The organism is Embleya sp. NPDC020886, from assembly GCF_044333915.1.
Classification (GTDB): Bacteria; Actinomycetota; Actinomycetes; order Streptomycetales; family Streptomycetaceae; genus Embleya.
Map to the genome: position 1 here is coordinate 74,196 of NZ_JBIRRX010000014.1, position 15,636 is coordinate 89,831.

Annotated in this window: 14 protein-coding genes; 7 read left to right on the forward strand and 7 right to left on the reverse strand. The window is 70.4% G+C overall.

Features of this window, described 5'->3' with window-relative positions; genetic code table 11:
- Positions 1 to 107: 107 nt before the first annotated feature.
- Positions 108 to 1,265: a bifunctional lytic transglycosylase/C40 family peptidase gene (locus tag ACH4U8_RS35815; RefSeq protein ID WP_360311937.1), complete on the reverse strand. Its 1,158-nt coding sequence runs from the start codon at positions 1,263 to 1,265 to the stop codon at positions 108 to 110.
- A gap of 225 nt (positions 1,266 to 1,490) precedes the next feature.
- Here ACH4U8_RS35815 and ACH4U8_RS35820 point away from each other — a divergent pair, with 225 nt between their 5' ends.
- The 6 genes from ACH4U8_RS35820 to ACH4U8_RS35845 all read left to right on the forward strand — a co-directional run bounded on the left by ACH4U8_RS35820 (position 1,491) and on the right by ACH4U8_RS35845 (position 7,624).
- On the forward strand, positions 1,491 to 1,817 hold the full coding sequence (locus ACH4U8_RS35820; protein WP_360311939.1) for a hypothetical protein: 327 nt from the start codon (positions 1,491 to 1,493) through the stop codon (positions 1,815 to 1,817).
- A gap of 316 nt (positions 1,818 to 2,133) precedes the next feature.
- Positions 2,134 to 2,943, forward strand: coding sequence for a hypothetical protein (locus ACH4U8_RS35825; protein ID WP_395782511.1), 810 nt, complete (start codon positions 2,134 to 2,136; stop codon positions 2,941 to 2,943).
- Positions 2,933 to 4,252 carry a hypothetical protein gene (locus tag ACH4U8_RS35830; RefSeq protein WP_395782512.1) on the forward strand — a complete coding sequence of 440 codons (1,320 nt, stop codon included), beginning with the start codon at positions 2,933 to 2,935 and terminating at the stop codon, positions 4,250 to 4,252. Before ACH4U8_RS35825 ends, ACH4U8_RS35830 begins: the two co-directional genes overlap by 11 nt.
- Complete coding sequence (locus ACH4U8_RS35835; RefSeq protein ID WP_360311945.1) at positions 4,252 to 5,763, forward strand: SCO6880 family protein; 1,512 nt, start codon at positions 4,252 to 4,254, stop codon at positions 5,761 to 5,763. Before ACH4U8_RS35830 ends, ACH4U8_RS35835 begins: the two co-directional genes overlap by 1 nt.
- Positions 5,764 to 5,818: 55 nt before the next feature.
- Positions 5,819 to 7,162: an ATP-binding protein gene (locus ACH4U8_RS35840; protein ID WP_379990038.1), complete on the forward strand. Its 1,344-nt coding sequence runs from the start codon at positions 5,819 to 5,821 to the stop codon at positions 7,160 to 7,162.
- Positions 7,163 to 7,624, forward strand: a complete 462-nt coding sequence (locus ACH4U8_RS35845; RefSeq protein ID WP_395782513.1) for a hypothetical protein — start codon at positions 7,163 to 7,165, stop codon at positions 7,622 to 7,624.
- A 362-nt stretch (positions 7,625 to 7,986) separates the two neighbouring features.
- On the opposite strand, the gene ACH4U8_RS35850 is transcribed toward ACH4U8_RS35845, so the two are convergent.
- The 4 genes from ACH4U8_RS35850 to ACH4U8_RS35865 form a co-directional block, all read right to left on the reverse strand.
- Positions 7,987 to 8,253 carry a hypothetical protein gene (locus ACH4U8_RS35850; RefSeq protein WP_360311951.1) on the reverse strand — a complete coding sequence of 89 codons (267 nt, stop codon included), beginning with the start codon at positions 8,251 to 8,253 and terminating at the stop codon, positions 7,987 to 7,989.
- 119 nt (positions 8,254 to 8,372) lie between these two features.
- Complete coding sequence (locus ACH4U8_RS35855) at positions 8,373 to 9,293, reverse strand: DMT family transporter (RefSeq protein WP_395782514.1); 921 nt, start codon at positions 9,291 to 9,293, stop codon at positions 8,373 to 8,375.
- 233 nt (positions 9,294 to 9,526) lie between these two features.
- Complete coding sequence (locus ACH4U8_RS35860; RefSeq protein WP_360311955.1) at positions 9,527 to 9,796, reverse strand: hypothetical protein; 270 nt, start codon at positions 9,794 to 9,796, stop codon at positions 9,527 to 9,529.
- Positions 9,797 to 9,869: 73 nt separating this feature from the next.
- Positions 9,870 to 10,424, reverse strand: a complete 555-nt coding sequence (locus ACH4U8_RS35865) for a MarR family transcriptional regulator (RefSeq protein ID WP_360311957.1) — start codon at positions 10,422 to 10,424, stop codon at positions 9,870 to 9,872.
- Between the two features lie 371 nt (positions 10,425 to 10,795).
- On the opposite strand from ACH4U8_RS35865, the gene ACH4U8_RS35870 reads away from it, so the two are divergent.
- Positions 10,796 to 12,064 (forward strand): MFS transporter, encoded by a 1,269-nt coding sequence (locus ACH4U8_RS35870; RefSeq protein WP_360311959.1) that lies wholly within the window; start codon positions 10,796 to 10,798, stop codon positions 12,062 to 12,064.
- 220 nt (positions 12,065 to 12,284) lie between these two features.
- Here the strand turns inward: ACH4U8_RS35870 and ACH4U8_RS35875 are convergent, their stop codons facing one another.
- Positions 12,285 to 13,901: a SpoIIE family protein phosphatase gene (locus ACH4U8_RS35875; protein ID WP_360311961.1), complete on the reverse strand. Its 1,617-nt coding sequence runs from the start codon at positions 13,899 to 13,901 to the stop codon at positions 12,285 to 12,287.
- Between the two features lie 223 nt (positions 13,902 to 14,124).
- Entirely contained in the window at positions 14,125 to 15,456 is a 1,332-nt protein-coding gene (locus ACH4U8_RS35880) for an NAD(P)/FAD-dependent oxidoreductase (protein ID WP_360311963.1), read from the reverse strand.
- Positions 15,457 to 15,636: the final 180 nt, after the last annotated feature.

The following is a 15,636-nucleotide window of genomic DNA, read 5'->3' on the forward strand; positions in this document are numbered from 1 at the left end:
CCGCCTCATCATCGCCGGTCGGCGACCGCGACCCGCACCCGGCACATCCGACGCACCGCGCACGGCCGGCGTGGCCGCGCGACCCGTGCGCCGGATCGCCCCCGCGCTCAGCGCGCCCGTGCGCCGCCCGACCCCGCGGTGCGCGGCTCGGCCGCGGCGGGCAGGCGGGCCGGCACCTTCCCGCCTGCGGCCCCGGACCCACCGGACCCACCGGGGTCGGCGGCCGGACTGCCCGCGCCCGAGTCGTTGTTCGTCGAACCGGGGCGGCGGTCCGGCAGCGACTTGGCGCCCTCGGGAGTGACCCGGGTGGCGCCGATGTAGTCCGGCTTGTCGATCGGGCCGAACTTGATCACCGTGCCGGTGTAGGGCGCGTGGATCATCTGGCCGTTGCCGACGTACATCCCGACGTGGTGGATGCTGCGCGGGTCGCCCAGGTCGGTGGCGAAGAACACCAGGTCGCCCGGGAGCAGTTGGTCGCGGGAGGGATGCCGACCGGCGTTCCACTGGTCGTTGGCCACCCGGGGCAGCTTGATGCCCACGGTGTCGTAGGCGGCCTGGGTCAGCCCCGAGCAGTCGAACCGGCCGCCGTCGGCCGCGGTGCCCTCGCCGCCCCACAGGTAGGGCGTACCGAGCTTGGTCTGCGCCCAGTTGACCGCACCGGCCGCGAGCGCCATCGGCTGCAGCGGGGTCTGCACCACGCCGAAGCTCTGCTCCAGCGAGCGGATGGACTTCACGTAGTCCTGGGTCTGGGTGTACGGCGGGATGCCCTTGTACTGCATCACCCGGTACGCCCCCGCGTTGTACGCGGCGAGCATGTTGTTGGTCCGGTCCCCGGGCACCGAGGCGACATATTTGGCCAACGAGCAGTCGTAGCGCGCGGCGGCCGGGATGGCGTCGGCGGGATCCCACGGACTGGACTTGCCGTCCCCGTTGCCGTCGGTGGCCCATTCCGGCCACGTGGTGGGCATGAACTGGGCGATGCCCTGGGCCCCCACGTTGCTCACCGCGTTCGGGTCGAAGCCGCTCTCCTGGTAGAGCTGCGCGGCCAGCAGCGGCGGCGAGATCTCCGGGCACAGCCGGCCCCACTTGTCGATCGCCGCCGCGTACGCGGCGGGCACCGTGCCGGGCGCGAGCGTCATCGAGCCGCCGGCCCCGGTCTGGCTGCCGGACGCGGATTGCATCGCACCGACGCCTACAGTGAGAAGACCGACGAGACCGAAGGGGACCGCGAATGCGATGCCACCGGCCACCCAGGCTTTGCGCATCGCAGGCACCCCCGATTCTCCGCGGCCGGGACGGGCCGCGACGGACACTCCGAGCACATTGTGCGCGCCGAGATTGCTCAGCGCAATCACCCGTGATACACACAGTGAGCAGACACACTTGCCGAGGTGGTAGCCCGATCGGCTTCCCCACAGCACAATAAACGAACGACCCACTCCTCCGGTCGAATGCGACCGGAGGCAACCAAAAGCCCGACCTCGGGGGCGGTGAACAACGTGTTTCTTGGCGAAGGCAACGGCGGCAACGGCGACATCAATACGATCATCGGCGGCATAGCTCCGAACTGGGGCCCGTTCGCAAGGCTGGGCGGCGAAGCCCGGATCATGGTCGAGGTGATCATGGCCGTGGCCCTGCTGCTATGCCTGGCCATTGCGATCTGGGGCGCTGCGAAGCAACGCATAGGAGCCACCGCGATGCGCGACACGTTCAGCGCGGAGCAGGGCAAGGGCCTCATCATCGCCGGTCTGACCGGCGTCTTCATCATCGGATCGCTCGGGACGCTGTTCACGATTGTGTACGGGATGGCGATCTAGACCGATTCGCACCCTGCCGTCCTCAAGGTGGCGAATCCCGTGGTGTTTTGTCCCGGGCGCGGCGCACTTCGGTGCGCCGTGCGCCCCGAAAACGGAATGCCCCATTCCGCATTCGAGGCAAAGCAGCAATTCGGGTCCCTTTACCGGACAATCGAGCCTGTGTTCACACATCGGTACGGCGCCACCGGAATGAGTTCCCGTCTGGGAAGATCGTTCCGGCTGCAACCGAACCCGGCGGTACTCCGCCCCCGGGGACTGTGTTGTGCGCGCAGGTCGTCCGTATCTTCCGGCCTGCCGCGGTGAGGGGGGACAGGCCATGAACGACGAGGAACCCGCCACGCGTACCCGGCTGCCCAGACCCACCTCCTCACCGGAGAGTCCGCAGCCCAGGCGCAACCCCATACTGTCCGGGATCGGCGTCGTCGTGGTGATCGCCGTGGTCATCGTGTCCCTGCTGTTCGCCGCGAACCGCTCCGACCAGGACGGCGGCTCGACCGCCAAGGACACCGGGCAGACCTCCCCGGCCGACTCGTCGAACCCCGGCGGACCGCCGCTGTCCGCCGCGCAGTTGCCCGACCGCACCGAGTCCGGCGTGCCGGTCGGCTACCCGCAGACCGCGGAGGGCGCCCAGTCGGCGGCGGCCAACTTCGTCGTCGCGTACGGCTCGGACCGGATGTTCCGGGCCCAGCCCCGGGCCGCGATCATCGCCGCGATCACCGACCCGGCGATCCGCGACGGTCTGCTCGCGCGCGTCGACCAGGTGTTCCGCGCGCAGACCGCGACATTCGGCCTTCAGCCCGACGGAAACCCGCCCAAGGGCCTGACCTTCGTTTGTCGGGCCGTGCCGATGGGCACCAAGTCCGTTGTCTTCACCCCTGCTTCGGCGACGGTGGAGGTCTGGAGCGTGGGCGTGGTGGGCCTCGCCGGGCCCGACTCCACCAAGCCGGTGGCCGAGGCGTGGAACACCACCACGATGAAGATGTCGTGGGTGTCCGGCGACTGGAAGCTGGTCGAGTTCAGCCAGAAGGAGGGCCCGACTCCGGTCTCCGGATTGCAGGATCCGTCCAGCGCCAAAGACATCGCCAAGGCCGACGGGGAGTTCGGGGAATTGCGCCATGCACGCTGACCGGGGACGCCGCAGCCTTCGCAACCGATTCCCGACCCTGGGCGGGACGCTGACCGCAACCGCGGCCGTCGTCGTGCTCGGCGCCACGCGCGCCTGGGCCGAGCCCACACCCGGCGCCACACCGGGCGCCACACCCGGGGCGACGCCCGGCGCGACCGCACCCGCCAACAAGCCGGAGTGCGAACTGCTCACCGGCCCGGCCAAGGACATCTGCAACAACGGCGGTCCCGGCGCCCCGGGCGGCGGCACGCTGGGCACGGTCACCGACCCGCTCGGCTCGATCGCCAAGGGCTGCGCCGACGCCGCGACCTGGATCATCGACAAGCTGGCCGGCGCGGTCAACGACACCACCCAGGTGGACTTCACCAACCCCGGATTCCTGCGCCAGTACGCCGTGGTGTTCGCCGCGTCCACCTTCCTGACCCTGATCCTGTGGATCCTGGCCGTCGCCAAGCGCGCCGTGCGCGGGGTCCCGATCGGCACCGCGGTCAGCGAGGCGATCGGCTATCTGTGGCTCGCGGTGATCGCGTCCGCGTTCACCCCGTTGATCCTCTACTTGGCAGTCTCGATGACCGACGCGATCACCGCGGCCATCGCGACCGGCACCCAACAGGACACCAACAAGTTCCTCGGCGGCTTCTCCAAGGCGCTCGATCCCGCGAGCGATCTCGGCGGCGGGCCGGTGATGCTGATCTTCGTGTCGCTGCTCTCGATGGCCGCCGCGGCCGTCCTGTGGGTCGAACTCCTGGTCCGCGCGGCGATGTTGTACGTCGGCGCGATCCTGGGCACCGCGGTGTACTCGGGGCTGGTGGACAAGGCGATGTGGCACCACGTGCGCCGCTGGGCCGGGATCATGATCGCGGTGCTGCTCGCCAAGCCCGTGGTCGTGATCGTGCTCGGGCTGGCCACGGCGGTCACGTCCGGCGGCAAGGACGACGCGTTCTCCTCGGTGCTCTCCGGCCTGGCGATCCTGTTCCTGTCCATCTTCGCCAGCGTGCTCATCTACCGATTCGTGCCCAGCATCGGCGACGACATGGCCGCGCTGCACAGCAGTCGCAAGGCGATGCAGTCGGCCGGTCCCGCCTCGATGGTCAACGGTCCGGCCACGTACATGAAGCAGGGCATCCAGGCACACGCCTCACGGGGATCGACCGGTTCCGGATCTGCCCCGGTGACCGCGAACGCCGTATCGTCGGGCATTGCGGCCCATGGCACCAGGGGCGGAGGATCGGGCGGCGCCCCGACACCGGCACCACCGCCTCCGGCCAATCCCGCGGCAACGCCTCACGCGAGGAACGGTAAAGAGTAATGACTACGCAACCGGTCGCCCGACGCCGCACCTTCTTGATCGGCAAGGCCAAACCCTCGGCGGTGATCGGCAAGAACCGCGAGCCCGGCGAGATCTTCCTGATCATCGCCGCCGGTGGACTCGCGCTGCTCTGGGGCCTGTTGGTACCGATCCTGCCACTGCGCATCGCCGGTCTGGTCGGCTTCCCGGTGCTCGCGTTCGCCGCCGTGTACATGCCGTACAAGAAGCGCACGTTCTACCGCTGGTGGGAGATCAACCGCACCTACAAGCGCACCCTCAAGCGCGGCGCCACGTATCGGTCGGCCGTCACCGAGGCGGGCACCAAGCTGACCGGGCAGGGCGTCGCGGTCGGCGCACCGCCCGGGGTCGGTCGGGTGGCCTGGGCGAGCGTGCCGTTCGGACCGGACGATCTGACCGTGCTGATGCACCTGGAACGGCGTACGGTCACCGCCGCGATCGAGATCGAGGGCCCCGGCGTGGGGCTGCGCGACTCGGAGGACCAGGAGGCGCTGGTCGAGCGGTTCGGCACGCTGCTCAAGCACGTGGCCAACGGCGACGGCTTCGTCACCCGGCTCCAGGTGCTGGCCCGCACGCTGCCGGCCGACCCGGACGCGCACGCCAAGGACGTGGCCCGACGCGGCGACCACCAGGCGCCGATGTGGGTGCAGGACTCGTACGAGCAGCTCCAGTCGATGGTGTCCACGTCGTCCGAGCAACACCGCGCCTACCTGATCGCGTGCATGCACTACACCCGCGAACTGGCCGCCGAGGCCAATGTGATGGGCAAGGGCGACAAGGGCATCGGCGTGGTGATGGCGCGTGAACTCACCGATGTGTGTGCCCGGTTGACCGAGGCGGACATCCGGGTCCGGCAGCCGCTGAACGAGGCGCGGCTGGCCTCGCTGATCCACTCGATGTACGACCCCGAGCACCAGATCGACGCGTTCGAGGGCATGCAGGCGCGTTACGCGTGGCCCGCCGAGTTGGACGCGACGCACCCGAACTACCTGGAGGCCAAGACCCGCGAGTCGGACTCGGCCGAGCCGTGGTGCCACGCCACCGCGTGGATCAAGGAGTGGCCGCTGACCCCGGTCGGCGTCAACTTCCTGGCCCCGCTCCTGGTGCACACCCCGGACGTGATCCGCACCGTCGCGGTCACCATGGACCTGGAGCCCACCGATATCGCGATCGAGCGCATGCTCACCGAGAAGACCAACGACGACGCGGACGCGGCCCGCGCGGCCAAGATGAACCGGGTGGTCGACCCGCGCGACATGGCCCACACCGGCCGGGTCGACCAGCGCGGCGAGGACCTGGCGGGCGGCGCGGCCGGGGTGAACATCGTCGGCTACATCACGGTGTCCTCGCGCAATCCCGACCAACTCTCCCGGGACAAGCGCACCATCCGCGCGTCGGCGGGCAAGTGTTTCCTCAAACTGGAGTGGTGCGACCGCGAGCAGCACCGCGCGTTCGTCAACACGCTGCCGTTCGCGACGGGGATTCGAAAGTGAGCGTCGGCGGTGTCGCCGCGGACGGGACTGATGGGGTGATCACGTGTCGGGTGTGATGTCCGCGTTGACCCAAGGATTCTCCGGCATCATCTTCGGCCGGGGCGAGACCCAGCGGTTGCCGGTGCGCACGTCCACCGGCCAGGCCCAGGCGGTCTACCTGCCCACGGCCGCACCCGGGCTGGGCGACTCGGGCGTGATCATCGGCCGCGAGGTCTACTCCGGCAAGGGCTACATCTACGACCCGTTCCAACTCTACGGTCAGCAACTGCCCGCGCCGCACTGGCTGGTCCTGGGCGAGTCCGGGAACGGCAAGTCGGCGCTGGAGAAGACGTACGTACTGCGCCAATTGCGCTTTCGCGACCGCCAGGTGGTGGTCCTGGACGCACAGGGCGAGGACGGCGTCGGCGAGTGGAACCTGATCGCCGAGGCGCTGGGGGTCAAGCCGGTCCGGCTGGACCCCAACGACTTCTCCGGGGAGGCGGTGCGGCTCAACCCGCTCGACCCGGCGATCGCGGTCACCGGGCAACTGGCGCTGCTGCGCACCATCATCGAGGTGGCGATGGGCCACACGTTGCAGGAGCGGGCCGGATACGCGCTCAAGGCCGCGCACACGCACGTGATGCGCACCGTGCACGGGCGGCAGCCGATCCTTCCGGACATCGTCGAGGCACTGCGCAATCCGACCCCGGAGTCGTGCGAACTGCTCAGCCTGGACGTCAAGGACGTGCGGGTCTGGGGTCTGGACGTCGCGCTGGTCCTGGACCGCCTCACCGACGGCGACCTCAAGGGCATGTTCGAGGGGCCGACCACGGACGGCATCGACCTGGACTCGCCGCTGATCATCTTCGACCTGTCGCACATCGACCGGAACTCGATCGCGATGCCGATCCTGATGGCGATCGTCGGCGTGTGGCTGGAGCACACCTGGATCCGGCCGGACCGGGTCAAGCGCATCTTCCTGGTCGAAGAGGCGTGGCACATCATCAACAGCCCGTTCGTGGCCCAGTTGTTCCAGCGCCTGCTCAAGTTCGGCCGGCGACTGGGTCTGTCCTTCGTCGCGGTGGTGCACCACCTCTCCGACGTGGTGGACGGTGCGGCGGCCAAGGAGGCGTCCGCGATCCTGAAGATGGCCTCGACCAGAACCGTGTACATGCAGAAGGCGGACGAGGCGCGCGCGACCGGGAAGGTGCTCGGTCTGCCCAGGTGGGCGGTGGAGATCATCCCGACCCTGACCCCGGGCATCGCGGTCTGGGACGTCAACGGCAACGTGCAGGTGGTCAAGCATCTGATCACCGACACCGAACGGCCGATGGTCTACACCGACCGCGCGATGACCGAGGACGCGGTGGAGGAACGAGTGCGTGCCGAGGCGGCGTTGGCCGACGATCCGGCGGCCTAGATGGGGTCCTACGGACACCCGCCGCACCCACGTGAGCCGACGCCGGGTCGGGCGCCCGCGCAGGGCGTCCCGGACGGCCTGCTGATCGCGGGCCTGCTGCTGTTGGTCGCCGGCACCGCGGTGATCTGGCTGTCCACGGGGCTGGCCGCGCTGGCGAGCGGCAAGGACTGGCCGGACGAGGTCGGTTACAAGAACTCGGCGCTGGCGATGCGCTCGCTGCTGGGCGATCCCGACGATCTGCCGCACGCGTGGCCGGACACCCCGCCGGGGCAGTTGCCCTCCCCCACCGCGTTCTGGTGGTCGTTCGGCGTCGTGGTGCTGCTCGTGCTGGTCGCGGTGGGTCGGGTGTTCTGGTGGTGGTTGCGCCGGGCGAGCGCGAAGGCCGCGGCGCGGGCGGCCGGCGCGGAATCGGCGAATTCAGTTGCCCCGAAACGGAATCAGCGGCTCCCGGACGGGGAATGATGCGCATGCGTGTCTCTGCCGAGGGCGCCCCTTGATCGTGGCCGGGCCTGGTCGCCGCGTGGCCGTACGGTGACCCGGCGATCGGCCCGACCCACCATGTTCGTGGCCGCATGGCCCTGTGGGGGATTTGGCTCGCGGGGGCGTTCGGTTCCGTGGGGTGGCCTCGAACGCCGGCCGGGCTGAAGGTGCTTGCGGAGGTCTCGGATGCCGGGCGGACCGAAGGCGGGTAGGCGTTCGGTTGCTTACGGTGGCCTCGGGTGCCGGACGGGCCGAAGGCGGGGCTGCGTTCGTCGGTGGCCTCGGGTGCCGGGTGGGGTCGAGGCGGGGCGGCGTCGGGTTGCTTGGGGGTGGGCGGGGCGGGGTCAGTCCGTCCAGGTCATGCATTCTTCGCAGCGGTAGGCGCGGGGGCCGGACTTGTATTCGACCTTGTCGGATTTGCGGTAGTACTTGCAGGCACGGTTCTTGCAGACGATCGGGTGGCCGTCGACCGCCTCGGTCGGTAAGGGGACCGTGTCGTAGGTGCACGGCGTGGGTGGGAGCTTCTTGTAGTAACCCCCGGTGGCGGGCAACGCGGTCGGGTCGAACGGCGCGTACGCGGCCCCGTCGGAGATCCCCTCGGACACGCTCATGCGCAACTCCTTCGTCTCCCGGCCGTGTGCCGCATGTCGCCGCACGTTAGCCGAGAATCGGGGACGGGACGGGTGATTCGGGACGGTTTCCGCCCGAAGGGTCGACGGGGCCGCAGGATTCAGCCGCGCGTGGTCGGGCCGACCGCGCGGTGTTGCACGGCGATCGCGGCGAGCACCAGGGCGCCGCCGAACAGCCGCTCCGGGCCCAGTCGTTCGCCTTGGAGGAAGGCGGCGAGCACGGTCGCGGTCAGCGGTTCGAGCAGCACCGCGACGATGCCGCCGCCCACGTGCGTCCGGCCGAGCGCGGTGAAGTAGGCGACGTACGCCCCCGCGGTGGGCACCACGCCGAGGAAGAGCACCGCACCCAGGGTGTCGGCGCGCATCGGCACGGCCATCCCGACCACCAGCCCCGCCGGCAGCAACAGGCCGCCGCCGAACAGGAATCCGAGCCCGGTGGCGGTGACCCGGTCGAGCCCGGGCAGGTCCGGCCGGGTGTCCAGCGTCAACACCGCGAACCCGCCGGCGGCCACCAGCGCGAATCCGATGCCGACGAGTGCGCCGCGGTCGCCGCCGACGGGTGAGCCGAGCAGCAGGGCCAGGCCCAGGGCGGCCGCGGTCAGGCTCGCGATCGCGATCCGTCCGGGTCGGCGGCGCTCCAGCACGGCGGAGCCGATGGTGACCATGATGTGCACCGCGACCATGGTGGTGAGCGTGGCCAGGCTCACCGACGTGGCGAACACGGCCGCGAAGTAGGCGGCCTGGAACACCGTGAACAGCGCGCCGAGGCCCGCGATCCGGCCGAGTTCGGCCCGGCTCGGGCGACGTACCCGCAGCCGCCCCGAGGCGAGTGCGTAGGCGGTGATGAACACACCGCCGAGAAGCAGCCGATAGGCCGCGACGGCCACCGGATGCAACCCGGCTCGGGTGGCCAACAACGAACCGGCGATGCCGCCGGTCCCCCACAGGACTCCGGCGAGGACGAACAGATCGAGCCCGGATCGGGTATTCCGGGCAGCGTGCAGGAAGGTACGAACAGACATGGGAATGCTCCGACTTCGACGCCTACAGGGCAACGTCGGAGCGGGGCGGCACCGGTTCGGGCCAGGCCGAGCAGGGGCCGCGACCCGGGACTACCGGATCGGACCCGGGGACGCCCCGCTCAGTGGCGGGGCGGCGGGCAGATGGACCAGGCGTGGTGCATGGGCTACACCCTAGGGCGTGTCTTCGATCCCGGCGGGGGATCGAGGACACGTCCCGGGCCCGGCCGGAGCGGTCAGACCCATTCCAGCAGGCGGGCCGCGTGTGCCCGCACGGGGCACGGCGCGGGCACGCCGCAGTCGCACCCGCCGGAGGCGACCGGTCGGTGACGGATCAGCGTGCGGGTGACCACCATGCGGTACTCGAGCAGCGGATCCTCGGCCGGGCGCGGGGACCTCGGTCGCGGCGCGCGCAGGACGCGCGGAGCCGGCCTGGACAGGCCCGCGGGCAGCGGTCGGTCCAGCCGCTCGATGTCGGTCCGTTGCCTCGGAATGCGCAGTCGCATGTATCCGGTCTCTTTTCTTCAGGTGTCCCGCCGTGGCGTGCACCCGAACGTGGCAGCGCTCGGGCCCGCCGGATCACTCCGTGTCCAGGCGCCCGCCCGCGTCCGGCTGGGATTCCTCGACCCGTGCCAGCATGCCGCGCAGACCGGCCGCGAGCGCGTGCCGCTCGGCCGGACCCAGGTCCTGGAGCAGGGCGGCCTCGAAGACCGCGGCCTCGCGGACCACCCGCAGCCAGACATCGCGACCGGTGCCGGTCAACTCGACGATCACCCGCACCCGGTTCTGCTCGTCCCGGGTCCGGGTGACCAGGTCCTCGGCGACCATGCGGTCCAGCCGGTGCGTCATCGCGGCGGGCGTCAGGCCCAGTCGGCGGGCCAGGTCACCGGGGCTGAGCCGGTAGGGGCGCCCGACCAGCACCAGGGCCTTGAGCACCTCCCACTCGGCGTTGGTGATGCCCAGAGCGGTGAGTTGGCGGCTGTACGCGACGCTCATCCGGCGGTTGAGTTTGGACAGCGCCGCGACGATCGTCTCGACCTGCGGATCCACCTCGGGGAATTCGCGCTGGAAGACGGCGAGGTATTCCTCGATGTCGCCTTCGTCCGCCGTTGGCGGCTCGGCCCCCTCTGTCATGCCGGGCAGTATCCCATCTCCGACCCGCTCGATCGTCGCCTTGCGCGCCGACGCCGGATAAGCATTGGACGGCAACGCTATAGATCCGTATAGTTTAGCTCTGAAGTCTTCAGGCTTGAGGACTCGGACTCATCGGATCAGGCACGGCAGCGACGCCGGCGTGGGCCCGGGCATGCGCCCGGCCGCCCCCGGCCCGCCCGCCTCGACGCGGATACAGGCGACCCCCTCGCCGGACTCGGGCATGCCCCGAGGCCGCCCCGGGGCGGGTCGGCCGCTTTCGCGCGCCTTCGGATGCCCGAGCCGGGCCTGTCGACCGATCCCCCGCGAGCCGGAGCAGCCGGCCCGCGCGACCGGTAGTCGGGAGGTGTGTGATGGCGACCCAAGGCGCTCTGCGTCGGATCCAACTCGGGAACGCGCTCAGTGCGTTCGGCAGCGGATTCACGGTGCCGTTCCTGTTCGTGTACGTGACGCGGGTGCGACACCTGTCGGCCGGTCAGGCCGGCCTGATGTTCAGCGTGCTCGCGATCGCCGCGCTGTGTGCCCTCCCGATGATCGGTCCGGCGATCGACCGGCGCGGCCCTCGCCCGGTGGTCGCGATCGGTTCGGTGGTGGCCGCACTCGGCGCGCTGACCCTGGGCCTGGCCCGCGGCGAGGCGCTGGTCATGCTGGGCGCGGCGCTGCTCGGCGCCGGTGTGGCCGCGATCCAGCCCGCGCTGGCGACGATGATCGTGCGGTGTACGACGTCGCTCACCCGCGCTCGCGCGTTCGCGCTCCAGTTCACCTTCAACAACCTGGGCCTGGGCATCGGCGGGTTGATCGGCGGCATGATCGTCGACCCGTCGCGGCCGGCCAGCTTCACCCTGCTGTTCGCCGTCGAGACCGTGATGTTCCTGGTGCTCGGCGCGGTGTGCGGCACGGTCCGACTGCCTGCGCTGCCGGCCGCGCCGGCCGGGACGGTGCGCGGCATGGGCTTTCGGCATCTGCTGAAGAACCGTGCGATGGTCCGGCTGTGTGTGGTCAGCGCGGTCATTTTCTTCACCTGCTACGGCCAGTTCGAGTCGGGCCTGGCCGCGTTCGCGACCGAGGTCAGCCGGATCTCGCCGAGCATGCTGGGTGTCGCCCTCGCGGCCAACACCGCGGTGATCGTGCTGGGTCAGCTCACCGTCCTGCGGATCACCCAGCGCCGCCGGCGCAGCACGGTGATCGCGGCGACCGGCCTGGTCTGGCTGCTCGCCTGGATCGTGACAGCGATCTCCGGCCTGGTACACGACGACAAGGTCGCGGCGGCGGTCACCATCATCGCCACGTTCGCGCTCCTCGGCGTGGGCGAGTCGTTGCTCGCACCGACCCTGGGCCCGATGGTCGCGGACCTGGCCCCCGCACACCTGCTCGGCCAGTACAACGCGGCCCAGTCCCTGGTGAAGCAACTCGCCATGGCCGCGGGCCCGGCCTTCGCCGGCGTCATGGTCGGCGCCGGCCTCTACGGCCCCTACCTGGCCGCCCTGATGGCCTGCTCCCTCCTGATCACCCTCCTGGCCCTACGCATGCGCCACACCCTCAACCCCACCCAAAACGGCCTCCTCATAGCCGAATCCACCCCCCACCCCATCCCCAAGCCCCTCACCCCAGCCGGCGCATAAACCCAACCCGGCCCGGCCGGCACCCCCCTCAGCCCGGCCGGCGCTTGAGGCCACTCAGCCCCGCCGGCGCTTGAGGCGAACCAGCCCGGCCGGAGCTTGAGGCCACCCAGCCTCGCCGGCGTTTGAGGCGAATCAGCCCGGCCGGCGCATGAGGCCAAATCAGCCTCGCCGGCGCTTGAGGCGAACCAGCCCGGCCGGCGCATGAGGCCAAAACCCCCGGTCAACCCAACGGGAACTCGCACCAGACCGTCTTGCCTTCATCCGTGAGCCGACTCCCCCACGACTTCGCGATCGTCGCCACGATCGCCACCCCCCGCCCACTCTCGTCGTCCGCCGCAGCCCGCCGCCGCCGAGGCACGTGATCGTCCGCGTCGGAAACCTCGACGATCAACCGCCGATCGGTGCGCCGAAGGCGCAACCGCATCGGCGCCGCCCCATGCGTGAGCGCGTTCGCCACGAACTCGCTCACCGCGAGCACGCCCATCTCGCGCAGTTCCTCGCCGACCTGCCAACTCGCCAGCACCCCCGACGTGAACGCCCGCCCGCGCGCGGCCACCTCGCTGCCGCCCAGCAGGTCCAGCGACGCGGTCCGGAACAGCCGCGCCTGGGCCCCCTCGCGGCGCGGCAGTTGCAGCACCAGCATCGCCATGTCGTCGTCGTGTTCCTCGGGCAACTGCATGTGCGCGATCAGGTGGTCGCGGACCGCCTCGGGTTCGCCCACCGACGACAACAACGCGGCGCCCAGCGTGTCGATGCCCTCGTCCAGGTCCTCGCCGCGGCGCTCGACCAGGCCGTCCGTGTACAGCACCACGGTCGAGCCCGGATCGAGGGTGATCCGCCCGGAGGTGTGCGGCCAGCTCGCACCGGTGCCCAGCGGCGGCCCGTTCGCGTCGTCCAGCTTGTGGATCACGTCCTCGCCGTCGCGAACCAACGGCGGCAGATGGCCCGCCGTCGAGTAGGTCAGCACGCCCTCGCCCGGGTCGTAGACCGCATAGGCGCAGGTGGCGATCTGGGTCGCGTCGATCTCCATCGCGGTCTCGTCGAGCAGTTGCAGGATCTCGTGTGGTGGCAGGTCCAGCCGCGCGTACGCCCGCACCGCCGTACGCAGTTGGCCCATCACCGCGGCGGCGCGCACCCCCCGGCCCATCACGTCGCCGATCACCAGCGCGGTGCGGCCCGCGCCCAGGGTGATCACGTCGTACCAGTCGCCGCCGACCGCCGCGTCGGTGCCGCCGGGCAGATACTTGGCGGCCACGATCAGGTCGTCGGGGTTCTCCAACCGCTGTGGCAGCAGGCTGCGTTGCAGGGTGACCGCGGCCTGCCGGTGCCGCCGCTCGCTCTCCCGCAGTCGGTCGGTGGCCTGGACCTGGTCGGTGACGTCGACCGCGAAGACCAGCACGCCCCGGGTGTCGCCGCCGCGGCCGGCCGCCTCGGGACGGACCGGCGTGCAGACGAACGTGTAGTAGCCGTGCCTGCGCTCGCTCTCCGGCATGCCCGGGTACGTCTCGCCGCGATGGTCGACCCGCCGGGCCCGCACGGTCCGCCCGCGCCCGGTCCGATAGACCTGATCCATCAGCGTCAGCAGCCCGTGCTCGGCGAGTTCGGGCAGCGCGTCCCGGGCCGGCACACCCGCTCTGCGCGCGCCGAAGACCGCCCGGTAGGCGTCGTTGACGTAACACAGCTCGTGGTTCGACCCTCGGGTGACCGCGATCAACGCGGGCGCGTGGGCCAGCACGTCGCGCAACGGGAAGGTGTCGTTCGATTCCTGGCTGCGTGCCGCCGGCACCGAGCGGCGCCGGTCACCGGCCAGCCGGGCGCCCCACCGAGTGATGTTCAACCGCTCGCTTCCTAGAGAGTTCGTTCACGCAAAGCGCATGGAGGTTTACCGCAGGTGACATCACCAGTGTGAGCGAAAGTCGGCCGTGAGGGAATCACACCCCGAGGCCGGGCCCCCGTTCGGGGTACCACAGGAGTGCGCTGTGGCAATGTACGGGACCCGGTCGCGAGTCGCTCGACCCTCGGGCGACGCTTCAGCCTACGAGCCCGCCGGTCGATCGTCCCTACCTGGTGGGCTTGCGGTCGCCTCGGGTGGCGTACTCGAACTCGGCACGCGGGTGTTCGATCGAACCCAGCGAGACGATCTCGCGCCGGAACATCAGGGCCAGTGTCCATTCCGCCATGATGCGCATCTTGCGGTTCAGCGTGGGCACGCGGCTGAGGTGATACGTGCGGTGCATGAACCAGGCCGGCAGACCCTTGGTCTTGATCCCGTAGACCTGCGCGACGCCCTTGTGCAGGCCGAGCGAGGCCACCGAGCCCACGTGCTTGTGCCGATACTGCTGCTGCGGTTGCCGGCGCAGCGTCGCGATGATGTTGTCCGCGAGCACCCGCGCCTGGCGCACCGCGTGTTGCGCGCTGGGACCGGTGAACTCCTCGCCCGGCTTGGTCAGATCGGGCACCGCCGCGCAGTCGCCCGCCGTCCATACCCCCGGGACCCCCTCCACCTCGAGCGTCGCGCGCGCCTTGAGCCGACCCTTGTCGTCCAGCGGCAGATCGGTGGCGATCAACATCGGGCTGGGCTTGACGCCCGCCGTCCACACCAGCGTGCTCGCGTCGACCTCGGTGCCGTCCGAGAGCACCACGTGCCGGTCGCGGGCCGACTCCAGCCGAGTGTTCAGGCGTACGTCGATGCCCCGTCGACGCAGCTCGGCGACCGTGTACCGGCCCATGTCCTCGCCCACCTCGGGCAGGATCCGCGGCGATGCCTCGACCAGGATCCAGCGCATGTCCGCCGGGGTGATGTTGTGGTAGTACCGGCACGCGTAGCGGGCCATGTCCTCCAGCTCGGCGAGTGCCTCCACTCCCGCGTAGCCGCCGCCGACGAAGACGAAGGTCAACGCGTGGTCGCGGATCGAGGGGTCCCGGGTCGAGGAGGCGGTGTCCATCTGTTCGAGCACGTGGTTGCGCAGCGCGATGGCCTCCTCGACGGTCTTGAAGCCGATGCCCCACTCGGCGAGCCCCGGGATCGGCAGGGTTCGCGCGACCGAGCCGGGCGCGACCACGAGCAGGTCGTAGGAGGCGTCGTAGGTCTCGCCGCCGAGCAGTTCGATGGTCGCGGTCTTCTTCGCGTGGTTCACGTGTTCCACGGTGCCGGTGACGATGCGGCACTTGGGCAGCACCGAGCGCAGCGGGACGACCACGTGGCGCGGCGAGATGGCGCCGGCCGCGGCCTCCGGGAGGAACGGCTGGTACGTCATGTACGACTGCGGTTCGACGACGGTCACCGTCGCCTCTCCCGCCTTGAGTTTCCGTTGCAGGCGAAGGGCCGTGTACAGGCCGACGTAGCCACCGCCGACGATCAGGATGCGCTCGGGCCGAGTCGAGGTCGTCATGCGTTCCACTCTGCCCCTTTCCGAGGGCCACAGACAGGTGTTCGTCGGGTTTGTGTGCCCCGTACGGGTGGTGACGAGAGGTCAGCGGTCAGCGATATCTTCACAACCGTGCTGTCGGATTCCGCTTCTGGGGTGGGGTCGGTTCGGGTAGTCTCGACGCCCTGGGCAAAGCGGGGTCTG

Coding starts and splice junctions, on each gene's coding strand:
- ACH4U8_RS35865 (WP_360311957.1), bottom strand. CDS start 10,424: ATGACAGAGGGGGCCGAGCCGCCAACGGCGGACGAAGGCGACATCGAG.
- ACH4U8_RS35870 (WP_360311959.1), top strand. CDS start 10,796: ATGGCGACCCAAGGCGCTCTGCGTCGGATCCAACTCGGGAACGCGCTC.
- ACH4U8_RS35880 (WP_360311963.1), bottom strand. CDS start 15,456: ATGACGACCTCGACTCGGCCCGAGCGCATCCTGATCGTCGGCGGTGGC.
- ACH4U8_RS35825 (WP_395782511.1), top strand. CDS start 2,134: ATGAACGACGAGGAACCCGCCACGCGTACCCGGCTGCCCAGACCCACC.
- ACH4U8_RS35815 (WP_360311937.1), bottom strand. CDS start 1,265: ATGCGCAAAGCCTGGGTGGCCGGTGGCATCGCATTCGCGGTCCCCTTC.
- ACH4U8_RS35835 (WP_360311945.1), top strand. CDS start 4,252: ATGACTACGCAACCGGTCGCCCGACGCCGCACCTTCTTGATCGGCAAG.
- ACH4U8_RS35830 (WP_395782512.1), top strand. CDS start 2,933: ATGCACGCTGACCGGGGACGCCGCAGCCTTCGCAACCGATTCCCGACC.
- ACH4U8_RS35860 (WP_360311955.1), bottom strand. CDS start 9,796: ATGCGACTGCGCATTCCGAGGCAACGGACCGACATCGAGCGGCTGGAC.
- ACH4U8_RS35845 (WP_395782513.1), top strand. CDS start 7,163: ATGGGGTCCTACGGACACCCGCCGCACCCACGTGAGCCGACGCCGGGT.
- ACH4U8_RS35855 (WP_395782514.1), bottom strand. CDS start 9,293: ATGTCTGTTCGTACCTTCCTGCACGCTGCCCGGAATACCCGATCCGGG.
- ACH4U8_RS35850 (WP_360311951.1), bottom strand. CDS start 8,253: ATGAGCGTGTCCGAGGGGATCTCCGACGGGGCCGCGTACGCGCCGTTC.
- ACH4U8_RS35840 (WP_379990038.1), top strand. CDS start 5,819: ATGTCCGCGTTGACCCAAGGATTCTCCGGCATCATCTTCGGCCGGGGC.